The sequence below is a fragment of the Pseudomonas sp. AC239 genome (genome assembly GCF_979258545.1).
Genome location: NZ_OZ409864.1, coordinates 2,807,493 through 2,824,328, shown reverse-complemented (window position 1 = coordinate 2,824,328; position 16,836 = coordinate 2,807,493). Strand labels below are relative to the sequence as shown.

At 59.3% G+C, this 16,836-nt stretch carries 15 protein-coding genes; 3 read left to right on the top strand and 12 right to left on the bottom strand.

Annotated elements, in window-relative coordinates; all coding sequences use genetic code 11:
• Positions 1–7: 7 nt before the first annotated feature.
• The 7 genes from greA to grpE all read right to left on the bottom strand — a co-directional run bounded on the left by greA (position 8) and on the right by grpE (position 10,048).
• Positions 8–484 (bottom strand): transcription elongation factor GreA, encoded by a 477-nt coding sequence (greA, locus tag ACZ0AZ_RS12730; protein ID WP_038861135.1) that lies wholly within the window; start codon positions 482–484, stop codon positions 8–10.
• A gap of 2 nt (positions 485–486) precedes the next feature.
• The gene (gene carB, locus ACZ0AZ_RS12725) at positions 487–3,708 is read right to left on the bottom strand and encodes a carbamoyl-phosphate synthase large subunit (protein WP_039759558.1); all 3,222 of its coding nucleotides are present in this window, start codon (positions 3,706–3,708) and stop codon (positions 487–489) included.
• Between the two features lie 124 nt (positions 3,709–3,832).
• Complete coding sequence (gene carA, locus ACZ0AZ_RS12720; RefSeq protein WP_463537504.1) at positions 3,833–4,969, bottom strand: glutamine-hydrolyzing carbamoyl-phosphate synthase small subunit; 1,137 nt, start codon at positions 4,967–4,969, stop codon at positions 3,833–3,835.
• A gap of 258 nt (positions 4,970–5,227) precedes the next feature.
• Positions 5,228–6,031: a 4-hydroxy-tetrahydrodipicolinate reductase gene (dapB, locus tag ACZ0AZ_RS12715; protein WP_463537503.1), complete on the bottom strand. Its 804-nt coding sequence runs from the start codon at positions 6,029–6,031 to the stop codon at positions 5,228–5,230.
• A gap of 9 nt (positions 6,032–6,040) precedes the next feature.
• Complete coding sequence (gene dnaJ / locus ACZ0AZ_RS12710) at positions 6,041–7,165, bottom strand: molecular chaperone DnaJ (RefSeq protein WP_016771767.1); 1,125 nt, start codon at positions 7,163–7,165, stop codon at positions 6,041–6,043.
• Positions 7,166–7,462: 297 nt separating this feature from the next.
• Positions 7,463–9,379 (bottom strand): molecular chaperone DnaK, encoded by a 1,917-nt coding sequence (gene dnaK, locus ACZ0AZ_RS12705; RefSeq protein WP_039759567.1) that lies wholly within the window; start codon positions 9,377–9,379, stop codon positions 7,463–7,465.
• 102 nt (positions 9,380–9,481) lie between these two features.
• The gene (gene grpE, locus ACZ0AZ_RS12700; RefSeq protein ID WP_039759570.1) at positions 9,482–10,048 is read right to left on the bottom strand and encodes a nucleotide exchange factor GrpE; all 567 of its coding nucleotides are present in this window, start codon (positions 10,046–10,048) and stop codon (positions 9,482–9,484) included.
• 240 nt (positions 10,049–10,288) lie between these two features.
• Here grpE and recN point away from each other — a divergent pair, with 240 nt between their 5' ends.
• Positions 10,289–11,962: a DNA repair protein RecN gene (gene recN, locus ACZ0AZ_RS12695; protein ID WP_463537501.1), complete on the top strand. Its 1,674-nt coding sequence runs from the start codon at positions 10,289–10,291 to the stop codon at positions 11,960–11,962.
• Positions 11,963–12,038: 76 nt separating this feature from the next.
• On the opposite strand, the gene fur is transcribed toward recN, so the two are convergent.
• Positions 12,039–12,443: a ferric iron uptake transcriptional regulator gene (gene fur, locus ACZ0AZ_RS12690; RefSeq protein WP_016771770.1), complete on the bottom strand. Its 405-nt coding sequence runs from the start codon at positions 12,441–12,443 to the stop codon at positions 12,039–12,041.
• A gap of 97 nt (positions 12,444–12,540) precedes the next feature.
• Here fur and ACZ0AZ_RS12685 point away from each other — a divergent pair, with 97 nt between their 5' ends.
• The gene (locus ACZ0AZ_RS12685; protein WP_016771771.1) at positions 12,541–13,068 is read left to right on the top strand and encodes an outer membrane protein assembly factor BamE; all 528 of its coding nucleotides are present in this window, start codon (positions 12,541–12,543) and stop codon (positions 13,066–13,068) included.
• A 61-nt stretch (positions 13,069–13,129) separates the two neighbouring features.
• On the opposite strand, the gene ACZ0AZ_RS12680 is transcribed toward ACZ0AZ_RS12685, so the two are convergent.
• From ACZ0AZ_RS12680 to ACZ0AZ_RS12670, 3 genes are read right to left on the bottom strand one after another with little or no spacing between them, the layout of a single operon-like run.
• Complete coding sequence (locus tag ACZ0AZ_RS12680) at positions 13,130–13,444, bottom strand: RnfH family protein (protein ID WP_463537500.1); 315 nt, start codon at positions 13,442–13,444, stop codon at positions 13,130–13,132.
• A complete protein-coding gene (locus ACZ0AZ_RS12675; RefSeq protein ID WP_039759582.1) occupies positions 13,437–13,871 on the bottom strand; it encodes a type II toxin-antitoxin system RatA family toxin in 435 nt (144 codons plus the stop codon). Before ACZ0AZ_RS12675 ends, ACZ0AZ_RS12680 begins: the two co-directional genes overlap by 8 nt.
• 7 nt (positions 13,872–13,878) lie before the next feature.
• Positions 13,879–15,282, bottom strand: a complete 1,404-nt coding sequence (locus ACZ0AZ_RS12670; RefSeq protein WP_130000113.1) for a sodium-dependent transporter — start codon at positions 15,280–15,282, stop codon at positions 13,879–13,881.
• Positions 15,283–15,401: 119 nt separating this feature from the next.
• On the opposite strand from ACZ0AZ_RS12670, the gene smpB reads away from it, so the two are divergent.
• On the top strand, positions 15,402–15,884 hold the full coding sequence (gene smpB, locus ACZ0AZ_RS12665) for an SsrA-binding protein SmpB (RefSeq protein WP_007953781.1): 483 nt from the start codon (positions 15,402–15,404) through the stop codon (positions 15,882–15,884).
• 135 nt (positions 15,885–16,019) lie between these two features.
• On the opposite strand, the gene ACZ0AZ_RS12660 is transcribed toward smpB, so the two are convergent.
• On the bottom strand, positions 16,020–16,787 hold the full coding sequence (locus ACZ0AZ_RS12660) for a GntR family transcriptional regulator (protein WP_463537499.1): 768 nt from the start codon (positions 16,785–16,787) through the stop codon (positions 16,020–16,022).
• Positions 16,788–16,836 lie beyond the last annotated feature (49 nt).

Sequence of the window (16,836 nt, the reverse complement as noted above, 5' to 3'; positions counted from 1 at the left end):
CCTTCTTTCAGATGTGACGAACTTCGACAATCTCGTACTCGATCACGCCGCTTGGCGTTTTGACGGCGACGACGTCACCCTCTTCCTTACCGATCAAGGCACGGGCCAGCGGCGAACCGACGGAGATCTTGCCGAGTTTGAAGTCAGCCTCATCCTCACCCACGATGTGGTAAGTGACGCTTTCATCTGTCTCGACGTTGGCGATCTCGACGGTGGTACCGAAAATCACTTTACCGGTGTGAGGAATGGTCGTGACGTCGATGATGACCTGATTCTGAATCCGGCCTTCGATGTCACGAATCCGTGCTTCGACCATGCCCTGCTGTTCGCGGGCGGCATGGTATTCAGCGTTTTCCTTCAAGTCACCCAACTCGCGGGCCGTACCGATGTCCTGGCTGAGCTTCGGACGAACGACCTTGGTCAGGTGAGCATGTTCTTCTTCCAGGGCGCGAGCGCCCTGAACAGTCATTGGGTACTTGGTTATGCTCATGCCTTCAATCCTGCGTGTAGATCCTGCAAGCGGCGCACGGTCTTTTCCGGACCGAACTTCAGCGCTTCGCAGATCGCTTCGCCCGCAGCGATAGTGGTGGTGCAGTAGATCTTGTGCTGCAGGGCATTGCGACGAATGGAGTACGAATCGGCAATCGACTGACGACCTTCGGTGGTGTTGATGATCAGCGTGACTTCGTCATTCTTGATCATGTCGACCACGTGCGGACGACCCTCGGTTACCTTGTTCACGCGGCGCACTTTCAGGCCTGCCGCTTCGATCAGCTTGGCAGTGCCGGCAGTGGCGACCACTTCGAAGCCCAAGTTGATCAGATCACGGGCCACGCCTGCAACCAGTGGCTTGTCGTCATCGCGCACGCTGATGAACGCGGTACCGCCGGTCGGCAGCACTTCGCTGGCACCCATCTGCGCCTTGGCGAATGCTTCACCGAAGGTGTCGCCGACGCCCATTACTTCACCGGTCGACTTCATCTCTGGGCCGAGGATCGGGTCAACGCCAGGGAACTTGGCGAACGGGAACACCGCTTCTTTAACGCTGTAGAAGTTCGGGATGATTTCCTTGGTGAAGCCGATTTCCTTCAGGGTCTTACCGGCCATCACGCGGGCAGCGATCATGGCCAGGGAAACGCCGATGCACTTGGAAACGAACGGTACGGTACGCGAGGCGCGCGGGTTGACTTCGATGACGTAGATGTCTTCGCCCTGCAAAGCCAGTTGCACGTTCATCAGGCCGACAACGCCCAGTTCCAGAGCCATTTTCTTGACCTGTTCGCGCATCTCGTCCTGGATGTGCGCCGGCAGCGAGTACGGCGGCAGCGAGCACGCGGAGTCACCGGAGTGAACGCCCGCCTGTTCGATGTGCTGCATGATCGCGCCGATGACGACGTCTTTACCGTCGCAAACCGCATCCACGTCCATTTCGATGGCGCAGTTGAGGAAGTGGTCGAGCAGCACCGGACTGTCGTTGGACACTTGTACCGCGTCACGCAGGTAACGCTTGAGCTCGTCTTCCTTGTAAACGATTTCCATCGCACGGCCGCCCAACACGTAGGACGGGCGCACCACCAGCGGATAACCGATTTTGGCGGCTGCACGAACGGCTTCGTCTTCGCTGCGCACCGTGGCGTTTGGCGGCTGACGCAGGTTCAGGCGCTCGACCATTTGCTGGAAGCGCTCGCGGTCTTCCGCGCGGTCGATGGCGTCAGGGCTGGTGCCGATGATCGGCACGCCAGCAGCTTCCAGAGCACGAGCCAGTTTCAGCGGAGTCTGGCCGCCGTACTGGACGATCACGCCTTTCGGCTTCTCGACGCGGCAGATTTCCAGCACGTCTTCCAGGGTCACTGGTTCGAAGTACAGACGGTCGGAGGTGTCGTAGTCGGTGGAGACGGTTTCCGGGTTGCAGTTGACCATGATGGTTTCATAGCCGTCTTCGCGCAGAGCGAGAGCAGCGTGAACGCAGCAGTAGTCGAACTCGATGCCCTGGCCGATACGGTTCGGACCGCCGCCCAGGATCATGATCTTGTCGCGACCCGACGGCGCGGCTTCGCACTCTTCCTCGTAAGTCGAGTAGAGGTAAGCAGTGTCGGTGGCGAATTCCGCGGCGCAGGTGTCAACGCGCTTGTAGACCGGGAACACTTCCAGCTTCTGACGGTGCGTACGCAGGTTTTTCTCGGTCACGCCCAGCAGCTTGGCCAGACGCTGATCGGAGAAGCCTTTGCGCTTGAGCTTGAACATCAGGTCGCGGTCGATTGAGGACAGACCGAGGGTCTTGACCTTCTCTTCGTCCTTGATCAGGTCTTCGATCTGCACCAGGAACCACGGATCGATCATGTTCATGCCGAAAATATCTTCGACCGACAGACCGGCGCGGAAGGCGTCCGCCACGTACCAGATACGCTCGGCGCCCGGCACGGTCAGTTCGCGCTTGAGCACGCTCATGCTTTCCGGGTTGCTCAGGTCGAGCTTCTCGTCCAGACCGCAAACGCCAACTTCCAGGCCGCGCAGGGCTTTCTGCAGGGATTCCTGGAAGGTCCGGCCGATGGCCATGACTTCACCGACCGACTTCATTTGCGTGGTCAGGCGCGCGTCAGCCTTGGCGAATTTCTCGAAGGCGAAGCGTGGCAGCTTGGTGACGACGTAGTCGATCGACGGTTCGAAGGACGCCGGGGTTTTGCCGCCGGTGATGTCGTTCGACAGCTCGTCGAGGGTGTAACCCACCGCCAGTTTGGCCGCGACCTTGGCGATCGGGAAACCGGTGGCTTTCGAAGCCAGCGCCGAGGAACGCGATACACGCGGGTTCATTTCGATCACGACCATGCGGCCGGTGTTCGGGCAGATACCGAACTGCACGTTGGAACCGCCAGTTTCCACGCCGATCTCGCGCAGTACCGCCAGCGAGGCGTTACGCAGGATCTGGTATTCCTTGTCGGTCAGGGTCTGGGCTGGAGCCACGGTGATCGAGTCGCCGGTGTGCACGCCCATCGGGTCGAAGTTTTCGATCGAGCAGACGATGATGCAGTTGTCCTTTTTGTCGCGGACAACTTCCATTTCGTATTCTTTCCAGCCGATCAGCGATTCATCGATCAGCAGCTCTTTGGTCGGCGACAGGTCCAGACCGCGGGCGCAGATTTCTTCGAACTCTTCACGGTTGTAAGCGATACCGCCACCGGTGCCGCCCATGGTGAAGGACGGACGGATGATGCACGGGAAACCGAGGGTTTCGAGAACCGCGTTGGCCTCTTCCATGCTGTGGGCGATGCCAGAACGCGGGCACGCAAGGCCGATGGATTTCATCGCCTTGTCGAAACGCGAACGGTCTTCAGCCTTGTCGATGGTGTCGGCGTTGGCACCGATCATCTCTACGCCGAACTTCTCCAGAACGCCTTCGCGCTCCAGATCCAGGGCGCAGTTCAGAGCGGTCTGGCCGCCCATGGTTGGCAGAACGGCGTCCGGACGCTCTTTTTCGATGATCTTGGCCACGGTCTGCCACTTGATCGGCTCGATGTAGGTGGCGTCGGCCATGTCCGGGTCGGTCATGATGGTGGCCGGGTTGGAGTTCACCAGGATGACGCGGTAACCCTCTTCGCGCAGGGCCTTGCAGGCCTGGGCGCCGGAGTAGTCGAATTCACAGGCCTGGCCGATCACGATCGGGCCAGCGCCGAGAATCAGGATGCTTTTAATGTCTGTACGTTTTGGCATGGGTTGTCACTCAAATCCGCAGGTCAGTCGGCAAGCCGTCTTGATCGATTTCTGAAGTCCCGAAGGGGCCACCGGTGCCGGGGCCGCCCTCGAGGGCTTCTCTCTACAGTCTCAAGGCGAACGCTTAGCGTCGCTTGGCCATCTCGTTGATGAAGCGGTCGAACAGTGGCGCGACGTCGTTCGGGCCCGGGCTCGCTTCAGGGTGGCCCTGGAAGCTGAACGCGCTCTTGTCGGTGCGCTCGATGCCTTGCAGGGTGCCGTCGAACAGCGATTTGTGGATCGCGCGAACGTTGCCCGGCAGGGTGGCTTCGTCGACCGCAAAACCGTGGTTCTGGCTGGTGATCATCACCACGCCTGTGTCCAGATCCTGCACCGGGTGGTTGGCACCGTGGTGGCCGTGGCCCATTTTCAGGGTCTTGGCGCCGGAGGCCAGGGCCAGCAGCTGATGGCCGAGGCAGATGCCGAACACCGGCGTCTCGGTTTCCAGCACTTCCTTGATCGCCTGGATCGCGTAGTCGCATGGCTCCGGGTCACCCGGGCCGTTGGACAGGAACACGCCGTCCGGCTTCAGCGCCAGCACATCGGCGGCCGGGGTCTGGGCAGGCACCACGGTGACGCGGCAGCCGCGCTCGACCAGCATGCGCAGGATGTTGACCTTGACGCCGTAGTCGTAAGCGACCACGTGATAAGGCAGTTCGGAGGCTTCGATGGTCGCGTGGCTGTCGGTTTTCAGATCCCAGACAGTCGAGCGCCATTCGTATTGCTTCTGGGTGCTGACGACTTTCGCCAGATCCATGCCCTTCAGGCCCGGGAAGCCTTGCGCAGCGGCGATGGCCGCTTCTTCGGAGATGTTGTCGCCGGCCATGATGCAGCCGTTCTGAGCGCCTTTTTCACGCAGGATGCGAGTCAGGCGACGGGTGTCGATACCGGCGATTGCCACAACATTGTTGGCTTTCAGGTAATCGGACAGGGACATCGTGTTACGCCAGTTGCTCGCTACCAGCGGCAGGTCACGAATGACCAGGCCAGCGGACCAGACGCGGTCGGACTCGGCATCTTCCGGCGTGGTGCCGGTGTTGCCGATGTGCGGATAAGTCAGGGTAACGATCTGTTGGGCGTAGGAAGGATCGGTAAGGATTTCCTGATAGCCGGTCATTGCGGTGTTGAACACCACCTCACCAACGGTCTGACCGTCGGCTCCAATGGCTTCGCCGCGAAAAATGCTGCCATCAGCAAGGGCGAGTATGGCTGGCTTAGTCAAGAAGATCTCCCGTAAATAACGCATGAAAGGGCAATCGCAGGTTGTAAAAAAGCGGAGTGACGTATGGACACGTCACCCCGCTTCTTCACTGAAATTATTCTGCGCGCTTTTAGTGGACACACTAAAGCTGTAGCTTACAGAAAAGGCCGTTTTTGGTCCACCGCTAAAGAGCCCTAAAGGCCGGAGAATGCGACAGGTCGTCGCCAAGCGGTAAAAACCGGCGCAAAACGGGACGTTTGCGCCGGGTTCAGCAACGGCTCAACGCAGGTCGAGAACGTCCTGCATGTCGTACAGGCCCGGCTCGCGACCATCCAGCCACAGCGCCGCACGCACCGCGCCCTTGGCGAAGGTCATGCGGCTAGAAGCCTTGTGAGTAATCTCGACGCGCTCGCCATCGGCAGCGAACAGAACGGTGTGATCACCAACGATGTCGCCAGCACGCACGGTGGCGAAACCAATGGTTTCACGCTCACGCGCCCCGGTCTGGCCTTCACGGCCGTAAACCGCGACCTTCTTCAGATCACGCCCCAAGGCATCGGCAATCACTTCACCCATGCGCACCGCGGTACCGGATGGAGCATCGACCTTGTGCCGGTGATGGGCCTCCATGATCTCGATATCGACATCGTCGCCCAGCACGCGCGCAGCGGTGTCGAGCAATTTCAGGCAGAGGTTGACGCCGACGCTGAAGTTGGCGGCGAAGACGATCGGAATGTCCCTCCCCGCCTCGGCCAGCAATTGCTTCTCTTCAACACTGAAACCGGTGGTGCCGATGATCATCGCTTTGCCGTGTTTGCGGCAGAACGCGAGGTTTTTCAGGGTCACGGTCGGATGGGTGAAGTCGATCAGCACATCGAACTCTTCAACCACACGATCCAGATCACCAGACAGCGGCACGCCGATTCGGCCCAGCGCTGCCAGCTCACCGGCGTCCGCGCCGACCAGCGTGCTGTCCGGACGATCAACCGCCGCCGTCAGACCGGCGCCCGGCGTCTGCTGCACCGCCTCGATCAGGGTCTTGCCCATGCGCCCGGCGGCGCCCATCACAGCTATACGTCGCATGCCGACTCCTTACAAATCGCCGAAGAAGCGCTTTACACCGTCGAACCAACCGGTGGTTTTCGGCGAGTGGCTGTTGTCGTCGGCCAGGGAGCTGCGGAATTCTTCCAGCAGTTCACGCTGACGACGATTGAGGTTGACCGGCGTTTCCACAGCGACACGGCACATCAGGTCGCCGGCACCACCACCACGCACTGGCGCAACGCCTTTGCCGCGTACGCGGAATTGCTTGCCGGTCTGCGTACCTTCGGGGATTTTCAATTTGACGCGACCGTCGAGGGTCGGAATTTCCAGCTCGCCGCCCAGTGCCGCGTCGACGAAGCTGATCGGCACTTCGCAGAACAGATGCTTGCCGTCACGCTGGAAGATGTCGTGTTCGCGCACGTTGATAACAACGTACAAGTCGCCAGTCGGCCCGCCCTGGGTACCCGCCTCGCCTTCGCCAGACAGACGAATGCGGTCGCCCGTATCGACACCGGCCGGTACTTTGACCGACAGGGTTTTGTACTCTTCGACGCGACCGTCGCCGTGGCAGGAGTCGCACGGATCGGAAATGATCTTGCCCTGGCCATGGCAGCGCGGGCAGGTCTGCTGCACCGAGAAGAAGCCCTGCTGCATGCGTACCTGGCCGATGCCGCCGCAGGTCGGGCACGTCGTCGGCGACGAGCCTTTCTTGGCGCCGGAACCATCGCACGGCTTGCAGTTGACCAGTGTCGGAACGCGGATATTCACCGACGTACCGCGCACCGCTTCTTCCAGATTCAGCTCCAGGGTGTAGCGCAGATCGCTGCCACGCTGAGCGCCGCCACGGGCACCGCCGCGACCGCCACCGAAGAAATCACTGAAGACATCGCCGAAGATGTCCGAGAAGTTCTGACCACCGAAACCGGCACCGCCGCCGCCCATGCTCGGATCAACGCCGGCATGACCGTACTGATCGTATGCCGCGCGTTTGCTGGCGTCGGACAACACTTCATAGGCCTCGTTGGCCTCTTTGAATGCTTCTTCCGAAGCTTTGTCGCCGGGATTACGGTCGGGGTGGTGCTTCATGGCCAGACGGCGATAGGCCTTCTTCAGGTCCGCTTCGCTCGTGCCCCGCTCGACACCCAATACTTCGTAATAGTCACGCTTTGCCATAAGTTCTTTGCACTCTTAAGGACGTTCGGCAAACCCCTCCTGAGCCTCGCCAAACTCGTTGAGCCCCCATTAAGGCCCGGACCCAACTCACGTCAATTCAACGATCCTGGTCTTGATTGATGCGGTATCTGCGGCGCGAAAAGCAGGAGCATTCCCGGCCATACCGCCAACATCCGAACGGTGTCGCATGCTGTAAAAATTCACGTATTCCAGATACGCCAACGCGGGAGGCAAGCTCCCGCGCGGCGACATCCTACCAGTCACCGCCGCAAGGCAGTCAACCGGGCGACCAACAACTTACTTGTGGTCTTTGACTTCTTCGAACTCGGCATCGACAACGTCGTCAGCCTTCTCAGCCGATTCGCCTTGCGGGGCTGCGCCATCAGCTGGCTGAGCCTGTTCGGCGTACATCTTCTGAGCAACCGGAGCGGAGACTTTCGACAGCTCTTCAACCTTGGCTTCGATGGCAGCCTTGTCGTCGCCTTTGACGGCGGCTTCAAGAGCAACCACTGCAGCTTCGATTGCAGTCTTCTCTTCGGCGGTGACCTTGTCGCCGGCGTCAGCGACCATCTTGCGAGTCGAGTGCACCAGTGCATCACCCTGGTTACGGGCAGCAGCCAGTTCTTCGAACTTGCGGTCTTCCTCGGCATTCGCCTCGGCGTCACGCACCATGCGCTCGATTTCTTCGTCGGACAGACCGGAGTTGGCCTTGATCACGATCGACTGGGTCTTGCCGGTAGCCTTGTCTTTCGCGCCGACATGCAGGATGCCGTTGGCGTCGATGTCGAAGGTCACTTCGATCTGCGGCACGCCACGTGGAGCTGGTGGAATGTCGGCCAGGTCGAACTTGCCCAGCGATTTGTTCTGGGCAGCTTGCTTGCGCTCACCCTGCAGAACGTGAATGGTCACAGCGCCCTGGTTGTCGTCGGCAGTCGAGAACACTTGCGACTTCTTGGTAGGAATCGTGGTGTTTTTCTCGATCAGCGCAGTCATCACGCCACCCATGGTTTCGATACCCAGGGTCAGCGGGCTGACGTCGAGCAGCAGCACGTCTTTCACGTCACCGGCCAGAACAGCGCCCTGAATCGCAGCACCCATGGCAACAGCTTCGTCCGGGTTAACGTCTTTACGCGCTTCTTTACCGAAGAAATCGGTAACCAGCTTCTGTACCAGCGGCATACGAGTCTGACCACCGACCAGAATCACGTCGTTGATCGCGCCGACGTCGATACCGGCGTCTTTCATGGCAATGCGGCAAGGTTCGATGGTGCGCTGAACCAGGTCTTCAACCAATGCTTCGAGCTTGGCACGCGAGATTTTCACGTTCAGGTGCTTAGGACCGGTCGCGTCTGCAGTGATGTACGGCAGGTTGACGTCGGTCGACTGAGCGGACGACAGCTCGATCTTGGCTTTCTCAGCGGCTTCTTTCAGGCGCTGCATCGCCAGCGGGTCACCTTTGAGGTTCATGCCGCTTTCTTTCTTGAATTCGTCAACGAGGTAGTCGATCAGACGAATGTCAAAGTCTTCACCGCCGAGGAAGGTGTCACCGTTGGTGGCCAACACTTCGAACTGGTGCTCGCCGTCAACTTCAGCGATTTCGATAACGGATACGTCGAAGGTACCGCCACCCAGGTCATAAACGATCACGGTGTGATCGCCCTTGGCCTTGTCCATACCGTAAGCCAGAGCAGCTGCGGTTGGTTCGTTGATGATACGTTTTACGTCCAGACCAGCGATGCGGCCGGCGTCTTTGGTAGCCTGACGCTGGCTGTCGTTGAAGTAGGCCGGAACAGTGATCACCGCTTCGGTGACTGCCTCGCCGAGGTAGTCTTCGGCGGTCTTCTTCATCTTCTTCAGAATTTCAGCCGAGATTTGTGGCGGTGCCATTTTCTGGCCGTTCACTTCTACCCAGGCGTCATTGTTGTCAGCCTTGACGATCTTGTAAGGGACCATCTGGATGTCTTTCTGCACAACTTCTTCGTCGAAACGACGACCGATCAGACGCTTTACCGCGTACAGGGTGTTGTGCGGGTTGGTGACAGCCTGACGCTTGGCCGACTGTCCTACCAGAATTTCGCCATCATTGGCGTAAGCGATGATCGACGGCGTGGTGCGCGCGCCTTCAGCGTTTTCAATAACTTTGGCTTTGCCGTTTTCCAGCACGGAGACGCAGGAGTTGGTAGTCCCCAGGTCGATACCGATAATTTTGCCCATGTTCACTCTCCCGAAACTTTGGATTTTGTTGCCGCAGCAGTGGTGGCTGACTGCGGTAGCACTTAAACGCTTGACTTCTAAATGGGGGCCTTGCGGCTAATTTCAAGCCTGCTCGTCAATCGAAGGCGAAACCGGTGCCGGCGCCTTGCTGACCACGACCATCGCCGGGCGCAGCAGGCGACCATTGAGCTGGTAGCCCTTCTGGAAAACCTTCAGCACGCTGTTCGGTTCGACGTCGGCACTTTCCTGCATGGCCATCGCCTGATGGTGAACGGCGTTGAACGGTTCGCCATGCGGATCGATCGCTTCAAGCTGGTAGCGCTTGAGGGTGTCGTGGAACATTTTCAGGGTCAGCTCGATGCCTTCGCGCATCGGACGGATGCTTTCGTCGTCCGGGCTCGACAGCTCGAGGCCGCGCTCCAGGCTGTCGACGATCGGCAGCAGGTCGCTGGCGAATTTCTCAAGGGCAAACTTGTGCGCCTTCTCGACGTCCTGCTCGGCCCGGCGGCGAACGTTCTGCAGATCGGCAGCAACACGCAGAGACTGATCCTGCGCGGCGGCCAATTGCTCTTCGAGCACTTGCACACGGGTCGCCAGGTCGTCACCCGAACCTTCGGGCGCCTGATTGGCATCTGGGTTTTGCGTATCTACTGTCTGTTCGTCAGCCATAGAATTCTCCTTTCAATTTCGTCCGCGAGCCTGACTCGCGCTTCTGCCCCGATATATGGGGCCGCAAAATCAGGCTTCAAGGGCTGAAAACAATTGTCCCTACAAAAAAGTGCTGAATACTCATTCTTGAATGCACTAAGAAAACGCTTCTATCAAGCAAATCGAGCTAAGCGAGAGCATTGTCAGGCCTGAACAAAACACTGTATAAATAACCAGACCTCAAGCCTGGGAGCGGCCTTTATGCTGGTGCACCTGTCCGTACACAACTACGCCATCGTTGAACATCTCGATCTTGAACTTGATCGCGGGATGAGCGTGATCACAGGGGAAACCGGCGCCGGCAAGTCGATCATGCTCGACGCCCTGGGCCTGACGCTGGGCGATCGCGCCGACAGCGGCGTGGTTCGCCCAGGCGCCGATAAAGCCGACATTCTTGCCACCTTCGATCTCGCTGATATCCCTGAAGCCAGCGCCTGGCTGGCCGAGCGCGATCTGGAACACGACGGGCCGTGCATCCTGCGCCGGGTCATCACTTCGGAAGGTCGTTCGCGCGGCTATATCAACGGCACGCCCTGCCCGCTTGGCGACCTCAAAGCCCTCGGTGAGCTGCTGATCGATATCCACAGCCAGCATGAACATCAGTCACTGCTGAAAACCGACACCCATCGCCGCCTGCTCGACGAGTACGCCGGCGCGACTGATCTGGCCCGTCAGGTGCAACTGGCCGCACAGCGCTGGCGCCAGACTCGCCAGGAACTGGAGCGGCTCTCCAACTCCGGCGACGAACAGCGCGCACGTCATCAACTGCTCAGCTATCAGCTCGAAGAACTGGAAAACCTCGGCCTCGGCGAAAACGAACTCGAGCAGTTGGAACAGGAACACAAGAACCTGACCAACGCCGAAACCCTGCTGGGCATTTGTCGGCAAGTGGTCGAGCAGTGCAGCGAAAGCGATTCAGGCAATGTGCTGAATGCGCTCACCGCCAGCCTCAATCGACTTTCCAGCGTGAACAGCTCGGTGGGGGCGCTGGGTGAAGCCAGCAGCCTGCTGACCAGCGCACAGATTCAGGTGGAAGAAGCGGTCGGCGAGCTCAACCGCTTCCTTGATAACTTCGATGCCGACCCGGCTCGCCTGCAATATCTGGAAGAGCGTCTCGACGCGATCTACACGTTGGCGCGCAAACACCGGATCCAGCCGACCGAAGTCGGCGAGATGCAGCAGAAGCTGCTGGATGAAATCGAAACCCTCAACGCCAATGATGAATCCATCGAGCGCTTGGGTGAGGAACTGGCGTCCTATGCCCGCCACTATCAAGAGAAAGCGCGCGAGCTGAGCGACCTTCGCCATCAAGCCGCCGGCAGCCTCGCCAGCGCGGTGGAGCAGGAAATCCAGCGCCTGGGCATGCCGGGTGGTCGCTTCACCATCGAACTTAAAGCCAACAGCAGCGACGAGTTGCTGCCGAACGGGCTGGAACAGGTTGAACTGCTGGTCAGCGCCAACCCCGGCCAACCGCTCAAGGCGCTGGCAAAAGTTGCCTCCGGTGGTGAGCTGTCGCGGATCAGTCTGGCAATCCAGGTGATTACCGCACAGACATCCCGTGTGCCGACCCTGGTGTTCGACGAAGTGGACGTAGGTATTGGCGGCCCGACTGCCGAGATTGTCGGCCAGTTACTGCGCCGTCTCGGTGATCGCGGCCAGGTCTTGACCGTGACGCACTTGCCGCAAGTGGCGGCGCAGGGGCATCAGCATCTGTTCGTGCACAAGGTCCGCGACGAGAAGGCGACTCACACCGCCGTCGCCAAGCTCACAAAGAACGAGCGCATCGAAGAAGTCGCACGCATGCTCGGCGGTATCGACCTGACCAAGGAATCCCTGGCTCACGCGAAAAAAATGGTGGTGACTGCCAAGGCTTAATAAAGAGTAGGAAGCACGAAGGCGACCCTTGGGTCGCCTTCGTTCGTTTCGCGAATGTGAAATTCGCGCGACATGCTTACTTTTTCTTGCGTACGTACAGCACCAGGTTGTGATCAACCATCTCGAAGCCATGCTTCTCGACGATCGATTTCTGAAGTTTTTCGATTTCTTCGTCGAAGAATTCGATCACTTCACCCGATTCCACGTTGACCATATGGTCGTGGTGGCCACCGTCAGCCAGTTCGAAGACCGCGTGGCCGCCGTCGAAGTTGTGGCGGACCACGAGGCCGGCCGCTTCGAACTGGGTCAGAACACGGTAAACCGTGGCCAGACCGACGTCCTCACCAGCTTCCATCAACGCCTTGTAGACGTCTTCGGCACTCATGTGGCGCTGCTCGGTAGAGTCGAGCATTTGCAGGATCTTGACCCGTGGCAGGGTCACTTTGAGGCCGGCTTTGCGTAGTTCGCTATTTTCAACCATGGTCAGCTTTCTCGCGATGCTGCTTCGCAGCTTCTCTTAATGCGGGTATGATCGGCGTTTACGTTGTCCCAGCCAAGATAGTGGAAGTCGCCCACCGATGCAAAACACCAAGCTCTTGCTAACCAGTTTCACCTTTGTGGGACTGCTCGCACTCGCCGGTTGTTCATTCCCCGGGGTTTACAAAATCGACATCCAGCAGGGCAATGTCGTCACGCAGGACATGATAGACCAGTTACGCCCGGGAATGACCCGGCCGCAAGTACGGTTTATCATGGGCAACCCTCTGCTTGCCGACACGTTCCATGCCGATCGCTGGGATTATCTGTACAGCCTGCAACCGGGTGGCGGTGAACGCCAGCAGGAACGAATCAGCGTTATCTTCAATTCCAACGACCAGCTTGTCAGCCTGTCCGGTGACTTCATGCCCGGCGTGAGCCGTGACGAAGCCATTCTCGGCAAGGACAGCGGTACTACCGTGACCGCGCCTGCTGAAAACGCCGACAAGCCAGAAGCCGAGAAGCCAGCCAAACCAGGCTCCTTGCTGGATCAGATCCAGAAGGACGTCGATGGTGTGGAAACCGTACCGGTTCCGACACCAGAGCCGCTGGACACCTCGCCGCAGTAAATGGCGAGGCAATAAAAAACCCGGAGATTCCGGGTTTTTTATTGCCGGCCGTTTGGCCTGATCAAATATTCCGCGCTTTTGCCTCAGCAGCCTTGGCCGCACGCAAACGTCGAACTTCTTTGGGATCAGCCTGCAGCGGTCGATAAATTTCGATGCGATCGCCCGCCTGAACAGGGCGAGAATCCGCGTCAGCCACGACCTTGCCAAAAATCCCTAGTGGGCACTCCGCCAGATTCAGCTCAGGAAACTCAGCCGCGATGCCCGATTCGCGCACCGCCGCCCGAACGCTGACGCCCTCAGCGACGCTGATGATACGCAGAACCTGCCGATCAACCGCCGCGTACACGACTTCTATCTCGATCACCGGCTTAACCATGCATCTGCTTGGCGCGCTGGCAGAAAGCATCCACCAGCTGGTTAGCCGCCTGATTGAACAGCGGGCCCAACGTAGCGCGCACCAGCGGCCCGGCATAATCGAACGACAGATCCAGACTGATCTTGCAGGCCTTTTCGTTCAGTGCCTTGAATACCCAGATGCCGTGCAACTGAGTGAACGGGCCCTCCTCAAGATTCATCTCGATCGACTGCCCCGGAACCAGCGTATTGCGCGTGACGAAATGCTGACTGAGGCCGCCCTTGGCCACGCCGACGCTGGCGCGCATATGTTCCGCCGAGCTTTCCAGCACTTCAGCCTCCGAGCACCACGGCAGAAACTCCGGGTAACGCGCGACGTCGTTGACGAGGTCGTAGAGAAACTGCGCCGGGTACGGCAGGAGCGCGGATCGTTGGATATGTGTCGTCATGTAAGCGTTACTTCCAGAGCTGAGCGGCAAAGACTACAAGAATGCCGATAGGCGCCACGTAGCGCATCAAGAACAGGGACAGGGCAAACAGAACCGGGTTACGGATGGACAATTCATCCCGCACCGCCTCACGCCCCATCACCCATCCCGCGAACAGCACGAAACACAAGCCACCGAGGGGCAACATGATCCGCGAGGTGAAGAAATCGATCACGCCGAAGAAGTCGAGACCGCTCTGCGCACCCCATTGGTAGAGGCTGAACGTCCCGCCTTCGTTCACGAAAAACTTGGCTTCCTTCCAGATATTGAAAGAAAACACTGTACCCAGACCGACAAACCAGCAGGTGAACGCCAGCCAGAAAGTCACCCAGGTGCGGCTGATTTTAGTGCGCTCAACCAGGTAAGCCACCATCGGCTCGAGCAGGGAAATCGCCGAGCTCCAGGCCGCCACCGCGACCAGCACGAAGAACACCACCCCCATCAACTGGCCGAAAAAGACATTACCAAAAGCAAACGGCAGGCTGACGAACATCAGTCCCGGACCTTCGCTTGGGTTCAGGCCAGCAGCGAACACAATAGGAAACAGTGCCAGACCGGCGACCAGCGATACGAAAGTATCCAGCAGCGCGACACCGACCACCGTGCCCGACAGCGAGGTGTTCTTCGGCATGTAGGCGCCGTAGATCATGATCGAACCAACGCCGACGCTCAGCGAGAAGAACGCGTGCCCCATCGCTGGCAGCAGGCCGTCGAGGACTTTTTCCGGGTGGAAATCGAACATGAAATGCACGCCTTCCATGAAATGCCCGGTGGTCATGCTGTAGCCCAGCAGCACCAGAATCATCACGAACAGCAGCGGCATCATGATCCGCAGACTGCGTTCAAGCCCGGCGACCACGCCTTTGGCGATGACGAAGGCCGACAGCAGCATGAAAATCGTGTGCCAAAGTGTCAGGCGCCATGGGTTGGAGATGACATTGCCGAAATAGGCGCCGACCTGATCGGCCGTCGCGCCCTGGAAGTCGCCACGGCCCATGTCGACGATGTAGTCCAGCGACCAGCCGCCGACCACGCTATAGAAAGACAGGATCAGCAGGGCCGTGATCATTCCGGCAAACGCGCCCCACGACCATTTCGCCGAGTGTCCCGCTTCCAGCGCCAGCACCTTCAAGGCGTTCGCCGGACTTTGCCGGGCGCGCCGGCCGATCAGGGTTTCCGCGAGCATGACCGGCACGCCGATGAGCGCGATGCACGCCAGGAACATCAGCACGAAGGCGCCGCCACCGTAGACCCCGACCATGTAGGGGAACTTCCAGATACTACCCAGTCCCACGGCCGAACCGGTCGCGGCGAGTATGAATACCCAGCGGCTAGCCCAACTGCCGTGGACAGAAACCTTGTCTGTCGACATCGTTTATCACGCCCAAGCGTTAGAAAAAGAGGCCGCATTGTCCGGGATTCACTCAACCTGCTCAAGCACGCAGCAACACCGTAGCCGACAGCCGAACAACTCCATATAATGCCGCCCCTATGGCTAAACAGAAGAAACACCCAACAGGGACCATCGCGCAGAACAAAAAGGCGCGACACGATTACTTCATCGAGCACAAGTTCGAGGCTGGTCTGGTCCTGGCCGGCTGGGAAGTAAAAAGTCTGCGGGCGAGCAAGTTGCAGCTGGTCGACAGCTATGTGCTGCTCAAGGACGGCGAAGCATGGTTGCTCGGCAGCCACATCACGCCGTTGATGACCGCAAGCACTCACGTCATCGCCGACCCGGTGCGCACACGCAAACTGCTGCTCAACCGCCGCGAGCTCGACAAGCTTGCCGCCGCCGTGCAGCAAAAGGGTTACGCCTGCGTCTGCCTGTCCTGGTACTGGAGCAAGCACATGGTCAAGTGCGAAATCGCTCTGGGCAAGGGCAAGAAGGAATACGACAAGCGCGACACCGAACGCGAGCGCGATGCCGGTCGTGAACTGCAGCGTGCGGTGCGCAACAAGGGCAAGGAAGACTGATTCCCCATCCTGATCGTTCCCACGCTCTGCGTGGGAATGCATCCCGTGACGCTCCGCGTCACAACGCGGACGCAGAGCGTCCATTGCTTTATTCCCACGCAGAGCGTGGGAACGATCGTTTGCAGAACCAACTGACTACATCCCCTTGCGCCGCTCCGCCCGAGCAATGCGCTGCACCTCCTGACGCACCTCTTCCAGCACTTCCTGCACATACAGAATATGTCGGCTGGACACTTCCCGCGCCTGCTCCGCACGCCCTTCGATAATCGCCAGATACAATTCCCGATGCTGCGAGATCAGCATGTCGCGGGTTTCCGTACGCTGCTTGTACATGCCGCCGATATTGGTCACGACGTTGCGCTTGAGCAGGTCGAACAAGCCGCGAATCGTGTGCAGCAAGACGGCGTTATGGCTGGCCTCGGCAATCGCCAGATGAAACTTCGCATCCGCCGCGCCCTCCTCCGCCCGGCTGACTTCTTCATGGCGCGAGTAACAATCCTGCAGCTCTTCGAACGCAGCGGTCAGGCGCTCGCGATCGACATCGGTCGCGCGCAATGCGGCGTAGTAGGCGCACGATGCCTCCAGGGTGTGCCGGAATTCGAGCAAATCACGTTGCGCTTCGGGATTGCTTTCAAGCAATTGCAGCAGCGGATCGCTGAACGTCGAACCCAGGCCTTCCACCACATAATTGCCGCCGCCCTGGCGACTGACCAGCAAACCTTTGGCCGCGAGTTTCTGAATCGCCTCGCGCAACGACGGGCGTGATACGCCAAATTGTTCGGCCAGCGCGCGCTCGGCCGGCAGCCGCTCGCCCGACTTCAGCGTGCCCTCGAGGATCATCCCCTCGAGGCGCTCGACAATATCGTCAGACAAACGGCGCTGACGTATCTGATCAAAGCCCATAACTCATTTCTCCACGATCCCGACCGCTCGCCGGGGTGTCTATTCTGGC